The 25,553-nt window shown below is 71.8% G+C and carries 19 protein-coding genes and 1 pseudogene; 10 read left to right on the top strand and 10 right to left on the bottom strand.

What is annotated here, in order from left to right; all coding sequences use genetic code 11:
• Positions 1 to 45 precede the first annotated feature (45 nt).
• Positions 46 to 816, top strand: a complete 771-nt coding sequence (locus ACIBJF_RS42270) for an SDR family NAD(P)-dependent oxidoreductase (RefSeq protein WP_399182258.1) — start codon at positions 46 to 48, stop codon at positions 814 to 816.
• A gap of 85 nt (positions 817 to 901) precedes the next feature.
• The gene (locus ACIBJF_RS42265) at positions 902 to 1,639 is read left to right on the top strand and encodes a FadR/GntR family transcriptional regulator (RefSeq protein ID WP_399182257.1); all 738 of its coding nucleotides are present in this window, start codon (positions 902 to 904) and stop codon (positions 1,637 to 1,639) included.
• Between the two features lie 63 nt (positions 1,640 to 1,702).
• On the opposite strand, the gene ACIBJF_RS42260 is transcribed toward ACIBJF_RS42265, so the two are convergent.
• Positions 1,703 to 2,647 (bottom strand): RNA-guided endonuclease InsQ/TnpB family protein, encoded by a 945-nt coding sequence (locus ACIBJF_RS42260; RefSeq protein WP_399182255.1) that lies wholly within the window; start codon positions 2,645 to 2,647, stop codon positions 1,703 to 1,705.
• A gap of 176 nt (positions 2,648 to 2,823) precedes the next feature.
• Here ACIBJF_RS42260 and dgoD point away from each other — a divergent pair.
• The 5 genes and pseudogenes from dgoD to ACIBJF_RS42235 form a co-directional block, all read left to right on the top strand.
• Positions 2,824 to 3,972, top strand: a pseudogene (dgoD, locus tag ACIBJF_RS42255) (galactonate dehydratase); the annotation flags it as partial.
• A gap of 5 nt (positions 3,973 to 3,977) precedes the next feature.
• Complete coding sequence (locus ACIBJF_RS42250; protein ID WP_399182253.1) at positions 3,978 to 4,817, top strand: hypothetical protein; 840 nt, start codon at positions 3,978 to 3,980, stop codon at positions 4,815 to 4,817.
• Between the two features lie 33 nt (positions 4,818 to 4,850).
• Positions 4,851 to 5,483 (top strand): bifunctional 4-hydroxy-2-oxoglutarate aldolase/2-dehydro-3-deoxy-phosphogluconate aldolase, encoded by a 633-nt coding sequence (locus ACIBJF_RS42245; protein ID WP_399182251.1) that lies wholly within the window; start codon positions 4,851 to 4,853, stop codon positions 5,481 to 5,483.
• A complete protein-coding gene (locus ACIBJF_RS42240; RefSeq protein WP_399182249.1) occupies positions 5,480 to 6,412 on the top strand; it encodes an SMP-30/gluconolactonase/LRE family protein in 933 nt (310 codons plus the stop codon). Before ACIBJF_RS42245 ends, ACIBJF_RS42240 begins: the two co-directional genes overlap by 4 nt.
• Entirely contained in the window at positions 6,409 to 7,467 is a 1,059-nt protein-coding gene (locus ACIBJF_RS42235) for a sugar kinase (protein WP_399182248.1), read from the top strand. Before ACIBJF_RS42240 ends, ACIBJF_RS42235 begins: the two co-directional genes overlap by 4 nt.
• Before the next feature lie 36 nt (positions 7,468 to 7,503).
• On the opposite strand, the gene ACIBJF_RS42230 is transcribed toward ACIBJF_RS42235, so the two are convergent.
• Positions 7,504 to 8,493, bottom strand: coding sequence for an Ig-like domain-containing protein (locus ACIBJF_RS42230; protein WP_399182246.1), 990 nt, complete (start codon positions 8,491 to 8,493; stop codon positions 7,504 to 7,506).
• A 175-nt stretch (positions 8,494 to 8,668) separates the two neighbouring features.
• Positions 8,669 to 11,488 carry a SpoIIE family protein phosphatase gene (locus ACIBJF_RS42225; RefSeq protein WP_399182245.1) on the bottom strand — a complete coding sequence of 940 codons (2,820 nt, stop codon included), beginning with the start codon at positions 11,486 to 11,488 and terminating at the stop codon, positions 8,669 to 8,671.
• A gap of 187 nt (positions 11,489 to 11,675) precedes the next feature.
• Here ACIBJF_RS42225 and ACIBJF_RS42220 point away from each other — a divergent pair, with 187 nt between their 5' ends.
• Complete coding sequence (locus ACIBJF_RS42220) at positions 11,676 to 12,794, top strand: PP2C family protein-serine/threonine phosphatase (protein ID WP_399182243.1); 1,119 nt, start codon at positions 11,676 to 11,678, stop codon at positions 12,792 to 12,794.
• A gap of 102 nt (positions 12,795 to 12,896) precedes the next feature.
• On the top strand, positions 12,897 to 13,217 hold the full coding sequence (locus tag ACIBJF_RS42215; protein WP_399182241.1) for a DUF6191 domain-containing protein: 321 nt from the start codon (positions 12,897 to 12,899) through the stop codon (positions 13,215 to 13,217).
• A 248-nt stretch (positions 13,218 to 13,465) separates the two neighbouring features.
• Here the strand turns inward: ACIBJF_RS42215 and ACIBJF_RS42210 are convergent, their stop codons facing one another.
• The 4 genes from ACIBJF_RS42210 to ACIBJF_RS42195 form a co-directional block, all read right to left on the bottom strand.
• Positions 13,466 to 13,927, bottom strand: a complete 462-nt coding sequence (locus ACIBJF_RS42210; protein WP_399182239.1) for a pyridoxamine 5'-phosphate oxidase family protein — start codon at positions 13,925 to 13,927, stop codon at positions 13,466 to 13,468.
• A 257-nt stretch (positions 13,928 to 14,184) separates the two neighbouring features.
• Entirely contained in the window at positions 14,185 to 15,096 is a 912-nt protein-coding gene (locus ACIBJF_RS42205) for an NAD-dependent protein deacetylase (protein ID WP_399182237.1), read from the bottom strand.
• 153 nt (positions 15,097 to 15,249) lie between these two features.
• On the bottom strand, positions 15,250 to 17,082 hold the full coding sequence (locus tag ACIBJF_RS42200; protein ID WP_399182235.1) for a GMC family oxidoreductase N-terminal domain-containing protein: 1,833 nt from the start codon (positions 17,080 to 17,082) through the stop codon (positions 15,250 to 15,252).
• Positions 17,079 to 18,521, bottom strand: coding sequence for a hypothetical protein (locus ACIBJF_RS42195; protein WP_399182234.1), 1,443 nt, complete (start codon positions 18,519 to 18,521; stop codon positions 17,079 to 17,081). Before ACIBJF_RS42195 ends, ACIBJF_RS42200 begins: the two co-directional genes overlap by 4 nt.
• 161 nt (positions 18,522 to 18,682) lie before the next feature.
• On the opposite strand from ACIBJF_RS42195, the gene ACIBJF_RS42190 reads away from it, so the two are divergent.
• Positions 18,683 to 19,891, top strand: coding sequence for an RNA-guided endonuclease InsQ/TnpB family protein (locus ACIBJF_RS42190; protein WP_399182232.1), 1,209 nt, complete (start codon positions 18,683 to 18,685; stop codon positions 19,889 to 19,891).
• Positions 19,892 to 19,904: 13 nt separating this feature from the next.
• Here ACIBJF_RS42190 and ACIBJF_RS42185 read toward each other — a convergent pair whose 3' ends face one another.
• The 3 genes from ACIBJF_RS42185 to ACIBJF_RS42175 all read right to left on the bottom strand — a co-directional run bounded on the left by ACIBJF_RS42185 (position 19,905) and on the right by ACIBJF_RS42175 (position 25,466).
• A complete protein-coding gene (locus tag ACIBJF_RS42185; protein WP_399182231.1) occupies positions 19,905 to 20,624 on the bottom strand; it encodes a FadR/GntR family transcriptional regulator in 720 nt (239 codons plus the stop codon).
• Between the two features lie 110 nt (positions 20,625 to 20,734).
• Positions 20,735 to 22,147, bottom strand: coding sequence for an FAD-binding oxidoreductase (locus ACIBJF_RS42180; RefSeq protein WP_399182229.1), 1,413 nt, complete (start codon positions 22,145 to 22,147; stop codon positions 20,735 to 20,737).
• A 67-nt stretch (positions 22,148 to 22,214) separates the two neighbouring features.
• A complete protein-coding gene (locus ACIBJF_RS42175) occupies positions 22,215 to 25,466 on the bottom strand; it encodes a tetratricopeptide repeat protein (RefSeq protein WP_399182227.1) in 3,252 nt (1,083 codons plus the stop codon).
• Positions 25,467 to 25,553 lie beyond the last annotated feature (87 nt).

Below are 25,553 nucleotides of genomic sequence, written 5' to 3'. Positions count from 1 at the left end.
CCCGCAGCCATCGAAGGCCACCCAAGACGAAGGAGCCCACGCCCCATGGATCCCGCACGACGGCACGGCGCCCGTTTCACCGGCCGCACGGCCGTGATCACCGGAGCCGCCTCCGGTATCGGGGCCGCCACCGCCGAACGCCTCGCCCAGGAGGGCGCCGCCGTGGTCCTGGCCGACGTCGCCGAGGAGCGCGGCGAGGCCGTCGCCGAGCGCATCACCAAGGACGGCGGCCGGGCCCGCTTCGTGGCCGCCGACGTCTCGGCCGAGCAGGACTGGCAGCGGATCGTCACCGCCGCCCATGCCTACGGGCCCGTCGACGTGCTGCTCAGCAACGCCTTCACCGTCGATGTGACCCCGGCCCACGACATGTCCCTGGACTCCTGGCAGCGGCAGTTGTCCGTGAACCTCACCGCCGCCTTCCTCGGCTTCCGGGCGGTCCTGCCCGACCTGCGCTCCGGCGCGGGCGCGGTGGTGCTCACCTCGTCCGTCCACGCCCACGCCGGCATCCCCGGCCACCCGGCATACGCCGCCTCCAAGGGCGCGCTGCTGTCCCTGTGCGGCCAACTCGCCGTCGAGTACGGGCCCGAGGTGCGCGTCAACGCCGTCCTGCCGGGACCGGTGCTCACCGGTGCCTGGGACCGGGTGCCGCCCGAGGAGCGCGAGCGCAGCGTCGCCGGGACCGCGGCCCGCCGCTTCGGCACCCCCGCCGAAGTGGCCGCGGCCATCGCCTTCCTCAGCGCCGAGGAGGCCTCCTTCATCACCGGCTCGCACCTCGTCGTCGACGGAGGCTGGAGCGTCGTCAAGGCGTCCGCGTGATCACCGCCGTGGTCACATGGGACATGTGCACATCCGATCCGTACTCGTCCGACACGTGCACATCCGAGGAGAAAGGCTGTACGACATGACGCCCTACGCCCGCCGCGGCGTGCACGGACAGACCGTGGAGGCGCTGGCCCGCCGCATCCTGAGCGGCGAGATCCCGGAGGGGGCCACGCTCGATCTGGTGGCGCTGCAGAGCGAACTCGACGTCAGCCTCACCGCCCTGCGTGAATCCCTGAAGGTACTGGCCGCCAAGGGCATGGTCGACGCCCGCCAGAAGCGCGGCACCTTCGTCCGGGCGCGCGCCGACTGGAACCTGCTCGACGCCGACGTCCTGCGCTGGCAGTTCGAGGGGGGCGGGGCCGGCGAGGCCGACCGGGCGCTGCTGCGCAACCTGGCCGAGGTGCGCGCCATCATCGAGCCGGCCGCCGTACGCCTGGCCGCCGAGCGCCGTACCGACGCCGACCTCGCCGCCCTGGACGCCGCCGTCGCGGCGATGGCGGAGCACGACGCCGACCCCGGCCATGCCGTGGAGGCCGACCTCGCCTTCCACCGCGCCCTGCTCGCCGCCACCCACAACGAGCTGCTGGAGCGCATGGAGATGGTCATCGAGTCCGGCCTCGCCCACCGCGACCGCCTGGTCCACAGCTCCCCGCACAGCGAGGACCCGGTTCCCGCCCACCGCGCCGTCCTGGACGCCGTACGCGACCAGGACCCGCGGGCCGCCGAGGCCGCCATGCACGCCCTGCTCGAGCAGGCCGGACGCGACCTGGACCGGATCGACGGCCCCGACGACACGAAAGGCACCGGCGGCAATTGAAGGCTCCCCTCCCTGAAAGGGAGGGGATTGGTCACCCTCCAGGGCTGAGCGGGGATTTACGGCTCAGGCCGCCACCGGAGCCGGCGGCTCAAGGGGTCTTACGCCCTCGGCACCGTCCGGGTTCCAACCTGCCCGGACCAGCATCACGCGGGCGGAGTTCTTGTCCCTGGGGGACACGGCTCCACACGCGGTGCAGGTATACGTTCTCATCGAGAGAGGTAGTGCGTGCTTGGTTCTCGCTCCGCACTTGGCACAGTCCATCGTGGTGTGCGCCGGGTGCACGAGACGGACGTCCCGTGCGTGCTTGCGGCCCGTCTCGACCAGGGCACGCTTCGTGGTGGCGATGGCGGCATCGGCCGCCTTGCGGGCCATGGTGGTGGCGGTCTCCTTCACACCCCAGTCCACCCCGAGCACGCGCCCCGTCGGGGCGAGCGGTTCACTCTGCGCGGCAACGACGAAGGACACGTACCACTGTCCGAGCGTGTCCTGGTACACCCGCACACTCGACGGGTCGGCCGGAAGGGGCCGCGACCACACCACCGTCACCACGATCTGGCCCGCAAGGTGCAGGCGGCCGTCCCTGAGGCGGAAACCCCGCTTCGTGTAGTTGAGGCTGGGCCGCGCCTCCCGCTTCTTCTTGAAGCGGGGCATCCCGGCCCGGCGTTGCTGCGGCAACCGGTCCTTGATGTCCTTCAGCGCTTTCGCCCTCGACCTGGCGAAGTCCCGAATCACCTGCTGCTGAGGCACGCTCGCGCCCTCAGCCAGCCATGGCGCCATCCCGCGTGCCTCGGTCAGCGTCTTGTCGAGCTGAGCCGGACCACACGTCAGCTTCTCGCCACCCGCTTTGCCCTGCACGTGGACCTGCTGGGACTTCGCGACGCACTCGTTCCAGATCCAGCGGCAGCGATCCCACTCGGCTTCGAGCCGGCGCCTGGCCGTGTTCGACAGGCGCACACGGAAGGTGTACCGGGCATGCCCGGTGTCCTTCGTGGTCGCCTCTGTCGTCATGCATCCGAACCTACCCGAGAGGACTGACAGTTGAGAGCTCTCGATGATCGTGGGCGGCATCACCGCCGTGCGGGGTGGACGCCGGATCGCCCTGACAGCGATCCGGCTATCCCTGCCCTGCTCCGCAGGAGTCCGATTCCTCCCCGGCCTGAAGGCCGGGGCATCCTCGGAGGAACCCGGTGAAGATCGCCCGCATTGAAACGTTCCTGGTTCCGCCGCGCTGGCTGTTCTGCCGGATCGAGACCGACGACGGCGTGGTCGGCTGGGGCGAACCCGTCGTCGAGGGTCGCGCCGAGGTGGTGCGCGCCGCCGTCGACGTGCTCGCCGAACAGCTGCTCGGCCAGGACCCGCTGCGTATCCAGGACCACTGGCAGGTGCTCACCAAGGGCGGCTTCTACCGAGGCGGCCCCGTGCTGTCCAGCGCGGTCGCCGGCCTTGACCAGGCCCTGTGGGACATCGCCGGCCAGACCTACGGCGCCCCGGTGCACGCCCTGCTCGGCGGGCCCGTGCGCGAACGCGTCCGCGTCTACGCCTGGGTCGGCGGCGACGAGCCCGCCGAGCTGACCGACCAGATAGCGGCCCAGGTGGAGGCCGGTTTCACGGCGGTGAAGATGAACGCCGCCGGGGCCACCTCACCGATCACGACCGCGGCCGAGACGGCGGCCGTCGTGGCGCGGGTGGCGGCCGCCCGGGAGGCGCTCGGAGCCGACCGGGACGTGGCGGTCGACTTCCACGGCCGCTTCACCGCCGCCGGCGCCCGCCGGGTCCTGGCCGAAGTGGCCCCACTGCACCCCTTGTTCGTGGAGGAGCCGGTCCTCCCCGAGCACCAGCATCTGCTGCCCGGTCTCGTTACCGCGAGCACGGTGCCGCTGGCCACCGGCGAACGCCTCTACTCCCGCGGCGAGTTCCTGCCCGCCCTCACCGCCGGGATCGCCGTCGCCCAGCCCGACCTGTCCCACGCGGGCGGCATCTCCGAAGTGCACCGGATCGCCTCCCTCGCCGACACCTTCGGCGCCCAGCTGGCCCCGCACTGCCCCCTCGGCCCCATCGCACTCGCGGCCAGCCTCCAGATCGCTTTCGCCACCCCCAACTTCCTGATCCAGGAGCAGAGCCGCGGCATCCACTACAACAAGGAAGCCGACCTGCTGTCGTACGTCGCCGACCCCGAGCCTTTCCGGTTCGTCGACGGCCATGCCCGCCGCAGCGACGCCTCCGGCCTCGGCATCACCATCGACGAGGCGGCCGTGCGTGCCGCCGACCGCAGCGGACACGCCTGGCGCAACCCCGTGTGGCGGCACCCCGACGGCTCGTTCGCGGAGTGGTGAGCCGCATGCTCGACATCGTCACCGACCCCGCCCACGGCGGCCGCTGGACTTCCCTGCGCGCCGACGGCCGCGAATGGCTGTGGCACCGCCACGCGCCGGAAAGGGACAAGGCCGTCCCCGGTGACGCGTTCGTGGACGCGGGCGGGCTCGAAGAGTGTCTGCCGACCGTCCGCGGCCGCCCCGACCACGGCGACGCCTGGTCCCGCCCGTGGATCCGGGACGGCGACACCGACCGCGTCCACTGCGACTCCTTCACCCTGTCCCGCACCATCCGCGCCACGCCCGACGGAGCCGAGGCCGACTACACGCTGACCGCCGAACCGGGCTTCCGCTTCCTCTGGGCGGCCCACGCATTGCTCGACCTCTCACAGGACGCGACCCTCCACATGAGCAGGGGCGCGGCCACCCGCCTGTTCCCGGAAGCCGCACCCCTCCTGAAGGAGCCGTGGCCCGCCGGCACACCGTGGATCGAGGGTGCCTGGCCCACCCCCCGCGGGCCGGCCCTCGACCGGCTCGGCCCCGACGACGGCACAGCGGTCGGAGCCGTCGTGGACACACACCTGTGCTGCGTGCACGACGGCACCGACCGGCTGGCCCTGAGCCTTGGCGTGCACGGCCAGCCCCCGCCCGGGCGCCCCGCACCCGGACAGCCCGTGTCGATCGCCCTATGGCGCAACCTCGGCGGCTTCCCCCAGCCGGACCCCTACCGCAGCACGGGCGTCGAGCCGATGCTCGGCCGCGTCTTCGACCTCGCCGACGCGGGCCCCGAGGACGCCGCACAGGTGCCCGCCACGGGACAGGTGCGCTGGCGCCTCACGCTCACCACCGCCTGCCGCTGCCCCTGAATCACCCATCACGGAGACCGAGGAGACCGGTTCGTGGATCTACCCGCTGCGCTGGCAGCCCACCGCCTGCTCGCCATCGTCCGCGGACGTGACGCCGACGCCGCGCTGCGCACCGTGCTCACCCTGGCCGAGGAGGGCATCGAACTCATCGAGGTGTCGCTCACCGGCACGGACGCCCTCACCGTCATCGCGCGCGCCCGCGAACTCCTCGGTGCTGGCCGCGCGTTGGGCGCCGGCACCGTCCTGACCGCCGACGACGCCCGTGCCGCCCACCGCGCCGGCGCGACGTTCGTGGTCACACCAGGCCTGGGAGAGGCCATACCCGCGGCACACGACCTCGGGCTGGCGGTGCTCGCCGGCGTGTTCACCCCGACCGACGTGATCGCCGCCCGGAGGATGGGCGCGGCGGCACTGAAGATCTTCCCGATCGCCCAGGCCGGGGGAGCGGCGTATCTGAAGGCCCTGCGCGGCCCGTTCCCCGACGCCGCGTTCGTTCCCGTGGGCGGAGTCGACGAAGCCGTCGCCCGCGACTGTCTCGCCGTCGGCGCGGCGGCGGTCGGCGTGGGATCCCCTCTCGTCGGCGACGCCGCCGACGGCGGCAGCCTCGACGCGCTCAGGGCCCGCGCCCACGACTTCCGCACCGCCGTCCGAAAGGCGGCACCGTGACCCCACACCCCCTCCCCACCCGTGCCGACCGCCTCGAACTCGGCGAGGGCATCCGCTGGACGGGCGCCGGGGTCATCCTTGTGGACCTCCTCGCCGGTCGCCTCCTCGCGACCCCGGACGATCCCGCCGCCCCGCTGCAGGTCCTCGCCCAACTCCCGGTCCCGCTGGGGGCCGTGGCTCCCGTGGCCGGTCACCCGGGCACCTGGATCGCCGCCGCAGGCACCGGCATCTGCCTCCTGCACCCCGACGGCACCACGAGCCGGCTGGCACTCCCGGAGGACAAGCCGGGGCCGCGGATGCGCATGAACGACGCCGTGGCCGACCCCTCGGGCCGGTTCTGGGCGGGCAGCATGGCGTACGACGCCGACGAGGGAGCGGGCTCGCTGTACCAGGTCGACCACGACGGCACGGTCGTACGCGTCCTGGACGGCATCACCGTGCCCAACGGCCCGGTGTTCACCCCCGACGGCTGCTCCATGTACCTGGCCGACAGCGCCCGGGGCGTCGTCCGGCGCTACCCGGTCGACCCCCGAACCGCCCGGCTCGGCACGCCCGAGGTGTTCGTCACCGTGGACGACGGCAGCCCCGACGGGATGACGATCGACGCGGAAGGCGCCGTATGGGTCGCCGTGTGGGGCACCGGGACGGTACGCCGCCACCTTCCCGACGGCACCCTGGACCGCGTCGTACGGCTGCCCGCGAGTCTGCCGGCGGGCGTGTGCCTCGAAGGCGACGTCCTGCACATCACCACGGCCCGCCTGGGCCTGAACCCGCCCGGCAGATACGACGGCGCCCTGTTCAGCGTCCGGGTCGAGGTGCCGGGGATGCCCGCCGCGCCCTATCGCCCGGCTCCCTCTCGCATGCCGGCGGCGCAGGCCGTGCCCTCGCGTGACGTCCCGTCCGTGGCGCCAGGGCAGGGGACGGCATGACCGTGACGGGGACGGAACCATCCCGCGCGAGGAACTCGTGGCGCCCCTCCACGGGACGCGTGGTGTGCATCGGCGAGACGATGGCCGCCCTGGCGCCCGACCCGCCTGAACCACTGGAAGGCGCCGGGCAGTTGAGCCTGTCGGTGGCCGGTGCGGAGTCGAACGTGGCCATGTACCTGGCCGACCACGGCATCCCCGTCGCCTGGCTCTCGGCGCTCGGGGACGACGCGCTGGGCAGACGGGTCCGCGCCGCCGTGTCCGCCGCCGGAGTCGACGTCTCGTACGTACGCACCGACGCCGACCATCCCACGGGTCTCCTGATGAAGAACCCCGGCCCTGCCGGAACGCGGGTGCACTACTACAGGGCCGGTTCGGCGGCCTCCACACTCGGCCCCGAGCTGCTGGACCACGAGCCCGTGCGCTCGGCGGCGCTGCTGCACTTCACCGGCATCACCCCCGCCCTCTCGCCCTCCTGCCGGGAACTGGTCACGAGAGCCCTGGCCACGCCGGCCGACGCGCGGCCCCACGCGGTCAGCTTCGACGTCAACCACCGGCCCGCCCTCTGGCCGGACGGCGACGCGGCCACCGTGCTGCGCCGGCTGGCCGACCGGGCGGACATCGTCTTCGTCGGTCTCGACGAGGCGCAGGGCCTGTGGGGCAAGGACCTGACGCTGAGCGGCCTACGGCGCCTGCTCCCGCATCCCCGCATCCTGGTGGTCAAGGACGGCGCCCGCGCCGCCACCGCCTTCACCGGGAGCGGCGTCCACACGGTGCCGGCGCTACGGACGACGGTGGTGGAGCCCGTGGGCGCCGGCGACGCCTTCGCCGCGGGCTTCCTGGCGGGCCTGCTGCGCGGACTCGGCCCGACGCGGGCGCTCCGGCTGGGGCACATCACCGCGCTCTCGGCCCTCCAAGTGACGGCGGATCACGGCCCGTTGCCGGACTCGCAGCAGATCGGGCACCTCCTCGCCCTGCCGGCCCGGGAGTGGGAGACACTCGGCCGGGCCGCCTCACCGGGCGAAACCGGAGTGCACGACCGCACGCTTCCGGGGTAGGGACCGGAAAGCCGTTCGGCACCCCACCCCGGCGCGTCACAGCGTCGCGGTCGTCTGCTCCCCGGACGCGCTGCCGGTGAGCCACTGGTCCCATCCGAGGTTGAAGTCGGCGTAGCCGTTGTCGGCCGGGGCCTTCGCGCGGGGTGATCCGGTGATGGTGACGGGGTCGCCCTGCTTGACCTGGCCGTAGAACCACTTGGCGTCGGACAGGGACAGGTGGACGCAGCCGTGCGAGCCGCGTGCGCTGCCGCTGCCCGGGTTGGGGTCGCCGGTCGAGTAGTGCACGTAGGTGCCGGACTGGGTGAGGTGGACGTCCCAGGGCAGTGTCAGGTCGTAGTAGTTGGGGCTGCCCTTGTCGCAGCTGATGCCGACGCTGCAGGAGGTCATGTGGACCTTCTCCTGCTTGTCGATGACGGCCATCGTGCCGTTCCACGTCGGGTACTGGGCGCTGCCTGCGTTGATCGACAGGGTCCGCACCAGTGTGCCGTTGCGGGTCACCTTCATGGTGTGGCCGGTCACCGAGACGTCCGCGCGTACGTCGTCGCCGATGGTGAAGGTGTGGGTGTAGGTGCGGACGCCGTAGCGTCCGTTGCCGTTGCTGACGCCCTTCATGTCGGCGTCGATCCTCACCTTGGTGCCGGAGGGCCAGTAGGTCTTGGGCCGCCAGTCGGCGCGCCTGTCGCCGAGCCAGTGCCAGGCGCCGGCCACGGGCTGGGAGGCGCTCACCTTCATGTGCTTCTCGACCGCGGCCCGTGCCTTCGCCGCGACCGGGTTGGTGAAGATCACCGAGATGGGCATGGCCACGCCGACCGTGGTTCCCGTCTGCGGGGTGATCGTCTCCAGCAGCATCGGCGGGCCGGCGGGCTTGGTCGGCGACGGGGAGGCGCTCGCACCGGTCTTGCCCGGTGCCTTCGCGTCGTCGTTCCCACTGGCCTTGTCACTGCCGCCCGCGCCGCAGGCGCTCGCGCCCACCAACATCGCAGCCGTGACCAGTGCGATCCCTATGCCGCCCTTGCGCCGTCCCACGACCTGCCCCGCTCTCTCGCTCCTGTGCCCTGACGGGCCCGACTTTCTGTCAGACAGCGAGGGCGTGGACGCAGTTGCGTACGTCGCGTAAAGCGTGTCTCAAATCTCCGTGCGGGTCCAGGACGCGCGTGGCACGACGTGTGATCCGGGCGCGGCACTCCGGGGTCACGTCGGCTCACAAGGCGGGATCGTCGAACTGGTCGAGGTCGAACTGGTCGAGGAGGAAGTCGACCGGTGCGAGGGGGCCCGAGGCGGCGGAAGCGCCGTCGTGAAGAATCTGTTCGGCCCAGATGACCTTGCCGTGGGTGGTGTAGCGCGTTCCCCATCGCTGCGCGAACTGCGCCACCAGGAACAGCCCCCGTCCGCCTTCGTCCGTGGTCGCCGCGCGCCGCAGACGCGGCGAGGTGCCGCTTCCGTCCGACACCTCGCAGATCAGACAGCGTCCGTTCAGCAGGCGTAGGCCGACCGGCGGCGAGCCGTACCGGATCGCGTTCGTGACCAACTCGCTGACGATCAGTTCCGTGGCGAATGCGGTCTCCTCCAGCCCCCACTCCAGCAAGGTCTCCCGGCAGCGCGCCCGCACCTCGGGAACCAGCGCCGGGTCCGGCGGCACGTCCCACTCGGCCACACGCGAGGGCGGGAACCTCCGGGTACGCGCCGTCAGCAGGGCGATGTCGTCGCAGGCGGATGACGGCTTCAGCGCGTCGATCACCGCCTGACACGTCTCCTCCGGCGTACAGTCCCCGGACCCGTCCAACGCCCGGCGCAGCCTGTCCATGCCGACGTCCATGCCGTGGGCGCGGTCCTCCACCAGGCCGTTGGTGTAGAGCACCAGTTGTGAACCCTCCGGCAGGGACAGCTCCACGGTCTCGAAGGGGTAGCCGCCCAGGCCGAGCGGCGCCGAGGTCGGTACGCCAGGACTGGTGACCGTCCCGTCCGGGCGCACCACCACCGGTTCGGGGTGTCCCGCACGGGCCAGCGTGCAGGCCTGCGCCACCGGGTCGTAGACCGCGTAGAGACAGGTCGCCCCGGTCACGCCCTCCCCCTCGCGGCCTTCCGTGGCATCGCCCGCGTTCCCCTCGTCGTCCATGCGTACGACCAGGTCGTCCAGGTTCCCGAGTACCTCGTCCACGGGCAGGTCCAGGGTGGAGAAGTTGTGCACCGCGGTGCGCAGCAGGCCCATCGTCGCCGCCGCGTGCAGCCCGTGACCGACGACGTCTCCCATCACCAGGGCCACGCGAGCGCCCGGAAGCGGGATGACGTCGAACCAGTCCCCGCCCACCCCCGCCTCCGCGGGCAGGTATCGCCAGGCCACCTCCAGCGCGTCCTGCTCCGGCTGCCTGCGCGGTAGCAGGCTGCGCTGCAGCGTCACCGCCATCGCGTGCTCACGGGTGAACCTCCGGGCGTTGTCGATGGCCACCGCGGCCCGCGCGGCCAGTTCGTCCGCGAGCGTGAGGTCGTCCGGTTCGAACGGCGGGGAGTCCACCGTCCGGTAGAAGTTGGCAACGCCCAGCGGTACGTTCCGCGCCCGCAGCGGTACGGCCACCAGCGAACGCAACCCGCACTCCAGGGCCTTGCCGGCGCGCTCCGGGTCCTGTTCCCGCCAGCCGGGTGCCTGGCGCAGGTCCGCCTCCAGGATGACCTGTCGCTCCTGCAACGCCCGCATCTGCGGCGTTCGGCGCGTGAACGTGATCACTTCGCCCAGCGGATACACCGGCATCATCCGCTGTTCGCCGCCGATCGCCGCCCGGCGCAGGTGCCGCCAGCCCTCCGCCGTAGGTTCCCACCCTCGCAGCACCGCTTCGAGGAGATCCACCGTCACGAGGTCGGCGAACTGCGGGACCGCCACGTCGGCCAGCTCCTGGGCCGTACGCTCCACATCCAGCGTGGTCCCGACCCCCACCCCCGCCTCGTACAGCAGCTTCAGCCGCTCCCGCGCCACCTCGGCCCGCCCCGTGACCGCCGCCAGCTCCGTGGTGTCCCGCAGGGTCACCACGCTGCCTCCCCGGTCGGCCTGCGGGTACGTCGGCCGCTTGTTCACCGCCAGCGACCGGTGCCCCGCGAGATGCACCTCGTCGGTGACCGTCTCCGACGACGTCAGCACACACATGATCGACTCCGGCAGTCCCAGCTCCCGCACCGGGCGCCCCCGTGCGTCCGCCGGCAGTCCGAGCAGCTGTGTCGCCTCGTCGTTGGCCAGCATCAGCCGTCCGTCGGCGTCGGTGATCAGCACTCCTTCCCGCACCGCGTGCAGCACCGCGTCGTGGTGCTCGTACAGCTGCGCCAGCTCCTCCGGGGCCATGCCGTGCGTGTGCCGCCGCAGCCGCCGCGACACCAGCGTCGTTCCCGTCACACCCAGCGCCAGCGCGGCCGCGCCGCTGCCCAGGATGATCGGCAGCTGGGGCATCCACAGTCCCGCCACGTTCTTGACCGTGATTCCCGCGGAGACCAGGCCGACCACCTTGCCGCGCGAGTCGGTCACCGGGACCACCGCCTGGACGGCCGTCCCTCGGCCCGCGGGCAGCGGCGGTCCACCGGCCTGCTCGACGACGGTACGGCCCGCCAGCGCCGGTGCGATGGTGCCGACGAACTTCTTCCCGATCTCCCGCGTGTAGGGATACGTGTAACGAATCCCCTCCGTGCTCATGACGACGACGAAGTCCACCCCCGCACGCTTGCGCGCCGCCTCGGCCCGAGGCTGGAGCACCGCTGTCGGATCCCGGCTCTGCAGCGCCGCGGCCACGCCAGGCGCGGCCGCGAACGACTGGGCCGCGACGACCGACTCCCGTCGCCCCTGCTGCAGAGCGTCACGCGCCGCCTGGAGCACCATGCCCACCGCCGCGGCGACGACCAGCAGGACCACGATGACGACCTGGAGAAGCAACACCTGACCGGCCGCGCTACGCGGGTCCAGCAGGGAGGCGCGACGTTGGCGCGAGGGGCCGACGGGCGGATGACGTTCCGGGCCCCGAGGATGCCCGGAAATTTCCTCCATACACCCTTGATAGCACCACTGCGGGCTGGCCGACGCAGACCACGTCCGCCGCGCGGCTGCCGCATCACGGCGGCTTCGAGCGGTAGCAGATCCCGTCGGCGAGGTTCCCGGGTGGTGGAAGAACCCGCTCACCGGAGCACGCGCTCTCACGGCACGAAGCCCGTTATGCCCCGATAAGATACTTTTTATGATCAGCGCGGGATGGCCTCGACGTCACCACTCTCCTTACGGTGGCCGACACGAGACCGTACTGCTGTCTCCCATACTCCTCACGGTCCTCATCGCCGCGCTGGCCTTCGCCACCCCCAGGGAGATCGCCTTCAGCCGTCTCCTGCCGGCCGCACCCGCCCTCGCCGCCGCGATGTGGCCCGTGCTCTCGACGGTCCTGCTCGGGGTGTTCTGCCTGCTGGTCATGATCGGGCTCAGCCTCGTCTACTCCGATCTGGGAACGCCCTACACGGCGGCCGCGATCGTCGCGGTCACTTTGGCGGCCGCCTATACGAGCCATCTCCGACTCCAGCGAGAGGAGGCACTCTTCCAGATCCGGCTCGTCGCCGACGCGGCGCAGCAGGTCCTGCTGCGCCCGCTGCCGCGCCGTGTGCAGAACGTCGAGATCGAGTCGCTGTACCTGGCGGCCCAGGAGCAGGCGCGCATCGGGGGCGACTTCTACGAGGTGGCCGACACGCCGTACGGGGTTCGGCTGCTCATCGGCGACGTGCGCGGCAAGGGCCTGTCAGCGGTGGGGGCGGCCTCCGCGGTGATCAACTGCTTCCGGGAGAACGCCTACGACCAGCCGGACCTGAGCGGCATCATCCACCGCCTGGAGACCAGCATGTGCCGCTACAGCGTCGCGATCCTCGACCCGGATCAGCCGGAGCACTTCGCCACCGCTCTGATCGCCGAGATCCCGCACGTCGGTGGGCATGTGAAGATCCTCAACTGCGGGCACCCCCCGCCACTGCTGATGCAGAGCGGGGAGATCCGCGTCCTCGAGCCCACCGTTCCCTCGCCGCCCCTCAATCTCGCGGCGCTCCTCGGAGACGACTACCACGTCGACACCATCACCTTCGCCTCGGGCGACCAGATACTGCTCTACACCGACGGCGTGACGGAGACCCGGGACCGCACCGGCACGTTCTTCCCGCTACCGGAGTGGATGCGGCAGCTCGGCCCGGCGGCGCCCCGCGAGCTGCTGGACCGGCTACACCAGGATCTGCTCCACTACAGCGGCGGAAGACTCGACGACGACATCGCGGCCGTCGCCGTCCGCTGCAGGCACCCCGTGGCCCGAGAGAGCTCCGCGTAGGCCCGTCGCCGACACGAGCCGCCCGCGAGGGCGGGACCGGCACCCCGGCGAAGGCGAGCTGGGTGGGTGACTGTCCGCAGGCTCGGCCCGGATACTGGGGACATGCAATTCGTCTTCTTCATGACCCTGCCCGGGCTGGTCATCGTGCTGACCCTGTTGGCCCTCGTTGACCAGCTGCTGTTGCGCGCGGGGCGGGCCGGAGTGCTGCCGTGGCGGAACAGCGCACGTCAGGGGCAGATCTCAGCGACCGGATTCGAACAATTGCATGCGAGCCTTTCGCCGGGCAAGCAGAACGAGCTGAAGGAGCGGCAGTCGTCACTTGTCATGCCGGACAACGAGGATGACGGGGCCCCGCCGAACAGGACGACGGTGGACCTGGCCACAGGGACGGCGGTCGTACGGATGCCGCGCTCCGGGCGGTAGGAGTATCGCCCGACCGTCGGCACAGGACATGTGGTAGATCGTCGTGCATGCCGCGGCCACAACTGACTAAGGAGGCGTGGGAGTTCGTCGACCGCGATGACCGACCGCGGCGACCGCCGGCAGTGCGCCGCCCTTGCCGCGGAGGGCACCCGACAGCCGGCGCCGCGCTGCCGGCCGGGACTGCTTCCCGGCCGTCTTCCCCGCTGCCGTACCAGGGCTCGCCGAGCGCACCCACGTCCGCGGGCAGGTCAGTGATGTGCCACGCCATAGGCGTCGGCCCAGGCCCGCTTCAAGTCGGCCTCGCTCCAGTGCCCGAACGTGTAGGCGGGCGAATCCACTGGCAGCGCCCGCTCCACACGGATGAATACGGCCTCGTGGCACGGATAGGCGGGACCGTGCGTGTCCAGCACCCACTGGCGCGACCAGGCGTACACGGGATCGCCCTCCCTGCGGAGCTCCGCGGTCCCCTTGAACCGGTAACCACGCCGCAGGAGAAAGTCGATCACGTTCACCTCCAGCCGCGGATCCCGCCTGAGATTCGCCACTGTCGTCGGGGAAGCCATGTTCATGAAGATCAGGTGGTCGTCGTCGTAGACGAGCAGCGAACCCTTCGGGGACAGGTTCGGGGAGCCGTCCTCACAGACCGTCGCCACGAACGCCAGCTTCGCGCTGTCGACGATCGCACGCATGTCCTGCGTGATGATCCCCATGTTCACCTCATCCGACGACGACCAAACGTACCGGCGGTCCATGCCATGGCTCCGCCGAGTGCCAGTGTCGGCGCGAACCGCTGCCCCGCCGGGGCGACAGGCGGCCGTGTCCACCGAACAGCGGTCAGCCCGGGTTGGGCTCCCGGTCGGCCAGGAAGCGCAACACCAACGACATGACGCTCGAGCGTGCGTTCAGCGCCGGGTGACGATCCTCTGCCGGCACTCGGCTCCAGGGCCTCGGTGACGTTCCGCCATCGTCACGACTTCACCGAGTCCGCCGCCTCGTCGTCGATGGGGATGCCCAGCCGGCCGGCAACAGTGGTGAGGGTCCTTCCCAGAGGGAGCGTGACGCGGGTGAGGGCGTGCCGGTCGCCGCGGGTCGGGTCCCGGTTGACGATCAACACCGGCTTTCCGGCCTGGGATGCCTGCCGGACGAACCGGAGCCCGGACATCACCGTCAGCGAGGAGCCCAGAACCAGCAGCGAGGCCGATGCACGGACCAGCTCGCGGCAGTGCTCGACCCGCCGCGGCGGAACGGCCTCGCCGAAGAACACCACGTCCGGTTTGAGGATGCCGCCGCAGACCGCGCAGGGCACGACGCGGAAGTCCCCCACCTGTTCGTCGGTGAGGTCGGCGTCGCCGTCCGGGTTGATACCTGCGGCCACCGGCTGGAAGTCCGGATTGGCCTCCTCCAGCCGCCGGGCGATTTCGCGGCGCGGGCTGAGGGCGCCGCAGGAAAGGCAGACGACCCGGTCCAGGCTTCCGTGCAGTTCTGTCACGCCCTCGCTGCCGGCGGCTTGGTGCAGGCCGTCGACGTTCTGGGTGATCACACCCGAGAGCAGGCCGTGTCGCCCGAAGGCGGCCACGGCCCGGTGTCCGGCGTTGGGGCGGGCGCGGCCGAAGGTGCGCCAGCCGAGATGACTGCGCGCCCAGTACCGGCGCCGGGCTCGGGCGCTGGCGGTGAATTCCTGGTAGGTCATCGGGGTGTGCCGGCTCAGGCTCCCGCCCTCGCCCCGGTAGTCGGGGATGCCGGACTCGGTGGAGATGCCCGCTCCGCTGAGCACCAGCACACCGCCGGTGGTCAGCGCGGCGGCGACCGGTCCGAGATCCGTGGTGCCCGGTGGCAGGTCCTCGGTGGGCGTCCAGCTCAGAGTGGGGCGCATGCGCATGCCGCAAGGGTACGGAACAAGCCCCCGTCGATCGTCGTCGCCGATCGGCAGGGTGCCGCACGGTGCTGCTGCGGCGACCCGGCCGGTTTCGGCGTGGCCCGTCGCAGCGTCGCCACGCCTTCCCGGAGTGCATCGAACGCCTCTCCGCCATCGTCACGCCCCGAGATGTGCGGTCGCCGTCGCCAGGGCCGCGGCCATGATGCTCAGCTGGGGATTCACCTGCGGGCAGCTGGGGAGTACAGAGGCGTCCGCGACCAGAACTCCGTGTACCCCGCGGAGCCGGCCCGCCGGGTCGGCCGGGAACCGCTGGGGATCCGCGCCGGCGGCGACCGTGCCGGTGGGGTGGTAGGCCGACAGGTGCAGCTGTCGCGCGGTCGTCGCGGCGAGAACGGCGTCCAGCTGCGCGAGGCTGCGAACCCGTGGTGTGCGGGGGATCCCGGTGAGCACTTCCTCGGCGCCCGCGGCGAAAAGCAGCCGGCCCATGGCGCGGACGGCCTTCATCAGGCGGCCGGCGTCGCGGCTGTCCAGGGCATAGCGGATCAGCGTGCGGTCACGGCCGAGGACGTGTCCGGAGGGGCGGTCCGCGATCATGGCGCCGAGCGTGGCGAGCCGGTCGGCGTTCTCCAGCTCACGCCGGAGTTCGGCACCCAGCCCAGGCAGGACGAAGGAGCCCATGCCGGGCGGAGTGGCGGTGGCCTCGATGAGGATCCCCGAGTCGTGGTGCTCCTCCACGCCGACGCTCTGCAGCACGCCCTGCCAGGCGGTGACGGGCTCGGTGAAGCGTCCGGCGACGCTCGTGGCCGGGTGCACGCTGAGGTTGCGGCCGAGGTGGGGATGCCGTCCGAGCCCGGAGCGGCGCAGCAGCGGTGGGGACTGCAGTGCGCCGGCCGCGACGACGACCAGGGGCGCGAGGATCTCCGCCCCGCCGTTGTCGCGGTGCACACGCACCCCCGCCGCCCGTGGGCCCCCGGGCCGGTCCGCGTCGACGAGGATGCGCTCGACCCGGGCCCCCGTCACGATGCGGGCACCCGCGGCGCAGGCGTCGGGCAGCACGGAGAGCTGGACGCTCTGTTTGGCGCCGGTGGGGCAGCCCACCACACACTGGCAGGAACCCTGGCAGCCGGGTGCGTTCCGGCGCAGGGGCGCGGCCTGCCAGCCGAGTTTCCTGGCGCCGGTGAGCGCGATGCGGCCGTTGTTGCCGAGGACGTCGAGGGGTTGGGTGGCCACGTGCAGGGTGCGCTCGGTCTCGTCCAGGTACATATCGAAGCCGTCCGCGAGCGTGAAACCGAAGTCCTTGCTCCAGCGGGCCAGGACGTGGGGCGGAGTCCGGTAGCACGTACCGGAGTTGACGAGGGTGGTGCCGCCGACGGCTCGGCCCGTCGGCAGCAGCAGGGGTGGGGTGCCGACGGCGACGGTCGCCCCGCCGTCCCGGTACAGCTCGGTGAACCGGTCGAGGGGAGCACGCCGGGCGAAGGACTCGGTGGGGTGGTGTTGTCCCTCCTCCAGGACGACGACGTCGAGTCCCGCTCGGGCCAGGGTCCGTGCCGCCATGGCCCCGCCCGCCCCCGATCCGATGACCACGGCGTCGGCGGTGGAACGAGCGGGCCAGGCGGACACGGGGGTCAGGTTCAGCGGCGGGTCTGCACGTGTGAGAGTCGGTGGCACGGGGCCGTCCTGGAGCATCCGTTCGGTGCCGGCCGCCAGGAGGACGGGCACCTTCAGCACGTCCAGCAGTGGGACGAGGGCGGGACGTGCGGCGAGCCCGCGCAGCACCGACTCTCGCTCGGGCGGGGTGAGTCGGCCGAGACGGCGTCCGGTGCGTGCCAGGGCATAGGCGTCCAAGCCGCGCGCCGCCGACCGCAGGCCGGACCGGGCGGCGAACGGCATCGCGGCGAGGACCGTCTCCAGCCGGGCGGGGACCCGGCGGGGCCAGTCGGCTGTGCCGTCGTCGGCGATGAGGGCGGACACGAGGCCGGCGAGAGTCATCGTGTGCCCACCTCCGCATGGGCCGTGCCGTCGAGTGTCCACTCCGCCTCGGTGCGCCAGCCGCCGAACCACCATCGCTCCAGCAGGACGTGTGCGTCGGCGCGCTCACTGTTGCGACACGTCGCGTGGCTGCCGTCGGGGTCGGTGTAGTCCAGGGCGAGCGTGCGGTCCGTCGGCTGCGTCACCTCGACCTGGATCCGGCGCAGCCCCGCGCGGCCGGTGACCGTCCACGTGGGCAGGCCGATACGGGCACGGAAGCGGCCCACGCCGGCCCAGCCGACGGCCGGCCGTTCTGGACGGCGTGGCCAGCAGCGGCCGTTGCGGCGCAGCCGGAGAAAGACCAGGGGCGGCAGTTTGCGCAGACCGGGGCGCATGGATACGGCCGCGACGATTTCCAGAACGCCTCCGGCGCCGAGGTCGGCGTGCAGCCAGGCCCAGTGGCGGGCGTTGCCGTGACCGTAGATCCGGGCCGAGGCGCCCGGTGCGGCGGTGAGCGTCAGCTTCGTGCCGTCATGGCTGAAGGTGCCGTCGTAGAGGGCCCGCGCGGCCGGGAGCATCTGGGCGGCCGGCAGCAGCGCTCGCCGCCACGACCAGCGGGGAAAGGTGAACAGCGGCTCGTCCGCGGGCCGTTCCGCGAGGTCCCAGCGCAGGGCGCCGTCCGCCGCGGACCCGGTCAGGCGTCCGGGCCGGACGGTGACCCCGTCGGCGGTGAAGCCGGACTCCTCGGACGTCCAGTCGGCCGGACCGAACCGGGCGTGCCGCACCGGGCCGTCCTGGGGAAAGACGGCCGCCCAGCCGTGCGCGTACGGCGGGGATCCGTCGGCCGGCGCGGTCAGTTCGTGATGCAGCCACAGCCCGCTGCCGGAGTCCGGATCGGTGACGGTGGTGTACCAGACCTCCGTACGGCCTGGCTCGCCACGCCAGCGGGGCGCGAGGAGAGCACCGGGATCCTCCCGCCGCGGAAAGCGGAAACTGGCGAGGAACGGCAGGAGTTGGGTGCCGAGGCGGAACCGGAGGGTGCCGGTGCCGATGGGCACCGCGTCCTCGTAGACGGTGTACGGCAGCACGGTCATCGAGGCCACGGGCCTGCGCGGGGTGATGGACTTCCAGCCGTCCAGGGTGAGCCGTCGGCCGTCGGCGGTGAAAGTGATGCGGTAACGGATGCGGCGGCGCGCGACCGGGGAGATCTCCAACTCGCCCCGGGCGTCGGGGTCGTCGGCCCATCCGGTGACACGGATGCGGCCGGTGGCGCGGGCACGGGTGGTTCCGAGGAGCCTGAGGAGGCGGTCCGCCGTGACGGTCAGATCGAGGCGGACCCGGCGGGCGTGGTCCTCGTCGTCGAGCGTGAGCGTGCCGAGCATCGTCTCGCTGAAGCGGGTGCCGCGGGCGGATGCGTCGCCGTCGCTCCCGGCCCTGCGTGCCGCCGTGTCCGTGCTCATCGGGCCTCGCCTTCGTGGATACTCCGGCCTTCAGGCCGGGGAGGAAACGAAACTCCTGCGGAGCAAGGCAGGGAAAGCCGGTTCGCCGCCAGGGCGGACCGGCGTCCACCACCTATCGGCAGACACCCGTTGCTCACACGGGAGTTGATACGATGTGAGGCGTGACGCAGCAGGTCAAGCGGGCTTTCAAGTACCGCTTTTACCCAACGGACGAGCAGGCAGCAGAGCTGTCGCGCACGTTCGGCTGCGTCCGCCTCGTGTACAACAAGGCACTGGAAGAGCGCACTCGCGCCTGGTACGCAGAGCAGCGCCGTATTTCCTACGTGCAGTCGTCCGCCGCGCTGACGCAGTGGAAGAAGACCGAGGAACTCGCTTTCCTTAGGGAGGTGTCCTCCGTCCCGCTGCAGCAGGCCCTGCGCCATCTTCAGACCGCGTTCGCCAACTTCTTCGCCAAGCGCGCCAAGTACCCGCGGTACAAGAGCCGGAAGAAATCCCGGGCGACGGCCGAGTCCACCCGCAGCGCCTTCACGTGGCGTGACGGGCAGCTGACCCTCGCGAAGACGGCGGAGCCCCTGGACATTCGCTGGTCGCGTCCGCTGCCCGAGGGTGCCGTGCCGACCACGGTGACGGTGTCCCGAGACGGTGCGGGCCGCTGGTTGGTGTCCCTGCTGTGCGACGACGTGATCGCTACGGCGCCAGCCACCACGAGCGCTGTGGGTATCGACGCGGGCGTAACCTCGCTGGTGACCCTGTCCACCGGGGAGAAGGTCGCCAACCCGCGGCATGAGCGCCGAGACCGCGCCCGTCTCGCCAAGGCGCAGCGGAAGCTGTCGCGGAAGGTGAAGGGCTCGGCGAACCGGGAGAAAGCCCGGCGTCGCGTCGCCCAGGTCCACGCGCGCATCGCCGACCGGCGCCGCGACTTCCTCCACAAGCTGTCGACTCGACTCGTCCGTGAGAACCAAACGGTCGTGATCGAGGACCTCACCGTCCGCAACCTGCTGAAGAACGGCAAGCTCGCGCGCGCCATCTCCGACGCGGCCTGGACGCAACTGCGCTCCCTGCTGGAGTACAAGTGCGCCTGGTACGGGCGCGAACTCGTCGTGATCGACCGCTGGTTCCCCAGCTCCAAGCTGTGCGGGGCCTGCGGCACGATCGCCGCGAAGTTGCCGCTCAACGTCCGCGAGTGGACGTGTGACTGCGGCACCACGCATGACCGCGACGTGAACGCGGCACGCAACATTCTGGCCGCCGGGCTGGCGGTGTCTGCCTGTGGAGACGGTGTAAGACCTCAACGGGAGTCCTCCTGGACGGGGCGGTCGTCGGTGAAGCAGGAAACCCAGCGGGCGACCGCTGAAAACCCCCGCCTTTAAGCGGGGGAGGAAGTCAAGCGAGAGCCTCCAGCATGATCCGTTCGGTCGCCGTGAGATACCGCTCGGCCGCCCGGCGGGCGCCGGACTCGTCACCGGCCGCCACCGCGTCGACCACCGGCTCCAGGCGTCCGTGGGCCACCTGTGGGTCCTCGAACGGTGCCCGGAGTGCCGCGCGCACGGGCAGATAGGCGTTGAAGAGGGTGTTGGTCAGCAGGACGTAGACGCGGTTGCCGGTGGCGCGTGCCAGGGCGCGGTGGACCTCGATGTCCGCGAGCTGGACGGCGTCGGCGTCCGCCGCCTCCGCCACGCCCGCCAGGAGGGTGCGAAGCTCCGCACGCTGCCGGTCGGTGGCGCGGGCCGCGGCGCGCTGGGCGATCAACGCGCCGATGTGCCGCCGCACTTCGAAGACCTCGCCGATCCAGTCGGGGCTGTGCCGCACGAGCATGGGCAGCAGGTCGGCGCCGCCCAGGCGCAGGTAGTCCCGTACTCGGGTGCCGACACCGTGCCGCGTCTCCAGGAGTCCGGCCTGCGCCAGACGCCCGAACGCGTGCTTGAGAGTGGTGCGTGTGACGCCGTAGCCGTCAGCGAGCGTGCGTTCAGGCGGCAGATAGCTGCCCGCCGGGTGCTGTCCGGTGAGGATGCCCTCCCGCAGGCGGCTCTCCAGGACATCGACGATGGTTTCGCGGGGCAGTGCCTCCACACAGTCCTCCCGGTGGCTCAGTGGCTGATCCACTCAACCAACGTCTGCCTCCGGAGTCAATGGACATGACAATGGGATCTTCTCCGGTGGAGGCCGAGTCCTGCCCGCCCGGCGTGACCGCTCCGCGCTTGGGCCGAGCCGGGTCAGGCGGCGGCGGAGGGGCGGATGTTCTGGTTGAGACGGAAGAGGTTCGTGGGGTCGTACATGTCCTTCACCCTCACGAGCCGCTCGTGCACCGCGTCGGGGTACGAGGCGCGCACCTTGTCCTCGGCGGCGTCGCCGGTGAAGTTGACGTACATCGCGCCGTCACCGTGGTGAGCGATGTCCTTGCGGGCCTCGCGGGCCCAGGCGACATGCGCGTCGAACCCCGCCGGGCTGTGAGAACGCGCGATCACGTTGCACAGCACACCCGGCTCTCGCTGGGTGAACGCCGTGGCATCGGCCGGGACGCGGCTGAAGGCGCCGCCCAGTTGGTGCAGATGCAGTTCGCTGGACGGCGTGGGCGTCCCCATGTGGTGGCGGAGCACCGCGTCGATCGCGGCGTCGGACGGCTCGATGAAGGCGGACGTGAAGTAGTTGTGCGCCCCGGCTTCCCACAGCGGGTCGAGCAGGGACTGCATGCCCGTGTACGGCATGGGGCCCATGACGTCGGCGATCGGCGTGGCCAGTGTGCGCAGCGGAGCGACCGCCGCCTCGCCGGCCGCGGGGCTGCCCGCGTACATCCCGGCCAGGACGACGACTCGTGTGCCGTGGACCTCGGGCGGCAGGAAGGGCAGCGGGGGTGCGGTGGTGAGGTTGACGAGTGTCGTCAGTTCGTCGGGCATGCTCCCGATCAGGTCGCGCCAGGCGGTGATCACCTGCCGGGCCTGCGCGAGAGGGTAGACGATCAGGCCGGCCAGGACCTGCGGCCCGACCGGGTGCAGCTGGTATTCGAGCGAGGTGACGACACCGAAGTTTCCGCCGCCGCCGCGCAGGGCCCAGTACAGATCGGGGTGTTGCCGTGCGTTCGCGTGGACGACGCGTCCGTCGGCGGTGACGACCTCTGCCGCTGTCAGGTTGTCGCTGGCCAGGCCGTGGCGGCGCAGGAGCCAGCCCACTCCGCCGCCGAGGGTGAAGCCGCTGATGCCGGTGGTGGAGACGAGGCCACCGGTCACGGCGAGGTTGAAGGCCTGGGTCTCATGGTCGAGGTCGCCCCAGGTCATTCCGGCCTGGGCGGTCACCCGGCGCCGTACCGGATCGACGAAGGCGCCCTTCATCGGCGACAGATCGATGACGATGCCGCCCTCGCAGGTGGAGAACCCGGCGATGCTGTGAGCGCCGCCGCGCACGGCGACGAGCAGGTCCTGGCTGCGCGCGAACTCGACGGCGCGGATGACGTCCGCCGTCCCGGCGCAGCGTACGATCAGGGCCGGACGCTTGTCGTGTGCGGCGTTCCAGACCGCCCGGGCCCGGTCGTAGGCGGCGTCGCCGGGGCGTACGACGGTGCCGCGCAGGTCCGCCTGGAGTTCGGCGAGGGTGGCGTTGCCCAGGACGCCCTGGATCGTGTCGGTCGACATGGTCGGCTCCTCGGGTGCGTGCTTGCGCTGATACCGAGGACCGTAGGCAGCGGCTCTTAGCATTGGCTCAGCAGTCGCTTTGCCCGGTGGGCACCGCGGGCAGCAGGCGTTGCAGCGCGGCGCGGCCGCGTGTGTCGCCGAGTCGGCCGAAGAGGCTCTCGGCGCGGGCGGCCCGCCTCGTGGCGGCCTCGTGGTCTCCTGCCTGCCAGTGCAGCTGGGCCAGCATGAGAGCGGCCCATCCGGCGGCCGCGGTCGACCCGGCCAGGCGCTCCAGCCGCTGCGCGCGGGTCAGCAGCGTGCGGGCCCGTGCCGCATCACCCGCCTCGCGGGCCACGATGCCCAGGTGGAGCAGGCCGTTGGTGGTGCCAGGAATGTCGTCGGTCTCCTCGAAGCCCGCGAGGGCGCGGGCGAGGGTGTCGTGCGCGCTCGCGATGTCGCCGGCGGCCAGGTCCAGCAGCCCGAGGCAGCTCAGCGTGATGCCTTCCTCGCGGCGGTCACCCAGCCGGCGTCTGATCGCGAGCGCGGTGTCGAGGTACTCCCTCGCCGCGTCGAAGTCGCCCGTGCCGCGGTGGATGTTGCCGAGTGTGTTGAGGGCCAGGGATTCTCCGTGCGGGTCCGCGAGCCCGCGGAAGTATTCGACGCCGCATGCGGCCGCTTCCTTGGCGGTGCTCGGGTCGCCGGACAGCCTGGCCGCCCATGCCAGGTTCGTGAGCATGTGGCCGCGTGCGCGCAAGGGGCCGACCGCGCGGCCGACGAGCATGGTCTCCTCGAACAGCAGCGCCACGTTGCCCGCGTCGTCTTCCTCGACGGTGTAACCCGGTGTCATGACAGGGAAGAACGGCCCTGTGACCGGTGCGACCTCCTCCAGCAGCCGCAGGCCCTCCCGGCAGGCCTCGCGGGCCGCCGTGCCCTCACCGCGGCAGACGGCCCACACGCCCTCCAGGTGCGCGACGCCGGCGAGGACGGACGGCAGGCTCGACCGACGGGCGAGCGTACGGGCACGGTCGAGGGCGGTGCGGGCGCGATCCCACGTACCGCGCATCCAGAGCAGGACCGCCTGTTGACAGCAGGCGTGCGCCTCGGCCGCCGTGTCCGCTCGGCGCTGGTGAATACGGACGATCTCGCCGGCGATGTCGTCGAGCGGTGCCTGGTCACCGAGCCGGATCGCCAGCACGGCCCGCCCCATGAGCGCCTGCGCCCGCTGTGGTGTCGGCTCCGGCGCGGCGGCCAGTGCGTCCTCCAGCCAGCGCCGCCCCTCGGCGAGGCGCCCGCGCTCCAGCCAGAACGAGCGCAGCGCGACCGCCAGGCACAGCGCGCTGTCCGGCTGGTGGCGCAGGTACGAGCGCAGGGCGGAGCGGAGATTGCTGTAGTCCGCCTCCAGCTCCAGTGACGTGCCTCCGGCGACCCCGGCGGCGGGCTCACGGTCGCGCGCCTGGGCGAAGGCCAGGTAGAACTGCCGATGCCTGGCCTCGATGGCCATGAGCTCCCCGCTGGCCCGCAACAGCTCCATGGCGTACTGCCGGATGGTCTCCAGCAGTCGGTAGCGGACCTCGTGCGGCCCGTGCTCCACCCACACCAGGGATTTGTCGGTCAGTTGGCCAAGGAGGTCCAGCAGCGAAGCCGGGCGGGTGCTGTCGGCGCACACCTCCTCGGCCGCGGACAGCGAGAAGCCGCCGGCGAAGACGGCGAGCCGGCGGAACAGGCGCTGTTCGTCGTCGTCGAGCAGCCGGTGGCTCCATTCCAGTGTCGCCAGCAAGGTCTCCTGCCGGGTCACGCCGTGCCGACTGCCCTGGCTGAGGAGAGCGAGGGCGTTGTCGAGCCGGTCGGCGATCTGACCCGGAGCCAGTACACGGACGCGGGCCGCGGCCAGTTCCAGCGCCAGCGGCATCCCGTCGAGCCGGAAACAGATCTGTGCGACGGCCTCCGCGTTCTGTGCGGTCAACCCGAATCCGGGTGCAGCGGCGGCGGCCCGCTCGACGAACAGGCGCACGGAAGGGAACCGGCCCAGGTCGGCCAGGGCGGGCAGCCGGCTCGGGTCGGGCAGGCCCAGAGACGGCACCCGGAACGTGCGCTCGCCGTAACTGCGCAGTGGCTCCCTGCTGGTGGCCAGCAGGGCGACGCCCGGACAGTGGGCCATGACCTGCGAGGCCAGGGCGGCGCACGCGTCGACCAGATGCTCGCAGCTGTCCAGCACCAGCAGCATGTCCCGGCCGTGGAGCTGTGCGATCAGGGCCTGTCGTGCCCTGTCGGACGGCGGCAGCTGCACTCCGGTGGCAGCGGCGACCGCCTCGGCGAGAAGGTGCGGCTCGGTCAGGGCGGCGAGGTCCACGAACGCCGCGCCGTCGCGGAAGCCCTCGGCCCGGCGGGCCGCCACCGCGAGGGCGAGCCGGGTCTTGCCGCAGCCACCGGCTCCGGTGAGGGTCAGCAGTCCGCCCCGCCCGAGCGACTTCTCCACGTCGGCGATCTCGCGCTCGCGGCCGATGAGAACGGTCGCGGGTTTCGGCAGCGGAGGCCGCGGACGTGCGGGCCGCTGCCGGTCGGTCTCGACCGAGCCGGCCAGCAGCGCCCGGTAGAGGCTACGTGTCTGCGGGTCGGGGTCCGCTCCGGCTCCCCGTTGGAGCGCGTCGCGCAGCCGCTCGTACGCCGCGAGGGCCTCCCGGCGCCGGCCGCCGTCGGCCAGTGTCCGCATCAGCGCCCGATGGCCGGGCTCGTCCAGGGGTTCTCTGGCGGTCAGGGAACCCAGCACGTCGAGGGCCTCGGCCGTACGGTGATCGCGCTCGAGCGCTTCTGCCAGTTTCAGTTCCAGGACCGTCCGTCGCCTCCGAAGCGCCTCGGCCGCTTCCGCGACCCAGGCCTCGTAACGGTCCTCGGGCAGTAGCTCACCCTGGGCCAGAGCGAGTGCCGCACGACAGTCCGCTTCCGTGCCGCTGCCGGTGGCCCGCCGCATCGCCTCGTCGAGTTCGTCGACGTCGATCCGGACACCGCCGCCGAGCCCGAGCAGCACCATGTCATCGCGCAGTACGACGATGTCCTCCGGCGCCCCCGCCGAGGCCAGGGCACGGCGCACGGCATGCAGCACCTGGTGCAGGTTGTTCGCCGCCGCTGTGCCGTCGAGGTCCGGCCAGAACAGGTCGTAGATCTTCTCCCGGTGCACCCGGTGACCTGGTGACAGGCAGAGCACCTTCAGCAGACTCCGGGCCTTGCGCAGCCGCCACGCCCCGGCGGCGACCGGACGGTCCCCGACCGTCACGAACAAACCGCCAAGGAGCCGGATGCGTACGTCATCGGCCATGGCTGCTGCCCTCACGAGCAGGCTCACCAACTTCCTTAATCATCCCTGGTGTTGCGCATGTATGGTTGCGTGCATGGAGTTGCTGCGTATATCGACGGCCGCGAAGCGTCTCGG

Source organism: Streptomyces sp. NPDC050743, from assembly GCF_044456925.1.
In the GTDB taxonomy this organism is placed as follows: domain Bacteria; phylum Actinomycetota; class Actinomycetes; order Streptomycetales; family Streptomycetaceae; genus Streptomyces.
Note: the sequence above shows the minus strand (reverse complement) of the source record. Positions and strands in the feature narration are given on the sequence as shown.

Bases quoted from the DNA above. Each gene is read 5' to 3' on its own strand.
- ACIBJF_RS42205 (WP_399182237.1), bottom strand. From the start codon at position 15,096: ATGCGCATGCGCCCCACTCTGAGCTGGACGCCCACCGAGGACCTGCCA.
- ACIBJF_RS42265 (WP_399182257.1), top strand. From the start codon at position 902: ATGACGCCCTACGCCCGCCGCGGCGTGCACGGACAGACCGTGGAGGCG.
- ACIBJF_RS42270 (WP_399182258.1), top strand. From the start codon at position 46: ATGGATCCCGCACGACGGCACGGCGCCCGTTTCACCGGCCGCACGGCC.
- ACIBJF_RS42220 (WP_399182243.1), top strand. From the start codon at position 11,676: ATGATCAGCGCGGGATGGCCTCGACGTCACCACTCTCCTTACGGTGGC.
- ACIBJF_RS42195 (WP_399182234.1), bottom strand. From the start codon at position 18,521: ATGAGCACGGACACGGCGGCACGCAGGGCCGGGAGCGACGGCGACGCA.
- ACIBJF_RS42250 (WP_399182253.1), top strand. From the start codon at position 3,978: ATGCTCGACATCGTCACCGACCCCGCCCACGGCGGCCGCTGGACTTCC.
- ACIBJF_RS42225 (WP_399182245.1), bottom strand. From the start codon at position 11,488: ATGGAGGAAATTTCCGGGCATCCTCGGGGCCCGGAACGTCATCCGCCC.
- ACIBJF_RS42215 (WP_399182241.1), top strand. From the start codon at position 12,897: ATGCAATTCGTCTTCTTCATGACCCTGCCCGGGCTGGTCATCGTGCTG.
- ACIBJF_RS42260 (WP_399182255.1), bottom strand. From the start codon at position 2,647: ATGACGACAGAGGCGACCACGAAGGACACCGGGCATGCCCGGTACACC.
- ACIBJF_RS42200 (WP_399182235.1), bottom strand. From the start codon at position 17,082: ATGACTCTCGCCGGCCTCGTGTCCGCCCTCATCGCCGACGACGGCACA.
- ACIBJF_RS42180 (WP_399182229.1), bottom strand. From the start codon at position 22,147: ATGTCGACCGACACGATCCAGGGCGTCCTGGGCAACGCCACCCTCGCC.
- ACIBJF_RS42235 (WP_399182248.1), top strand. From the start codon at position 6,409: ATGACCGTGACGGGGACGGAACCATCCCGCGCGAGGAACTCGTGGCGC.
- ACIBJF_RS42210 (WP_399182239.1), bottom strand. From the start codon at position 13,927: ATGGGGATCATCACGCAGGACATGCGTGCGATCGTCGACAGCGCGAAG.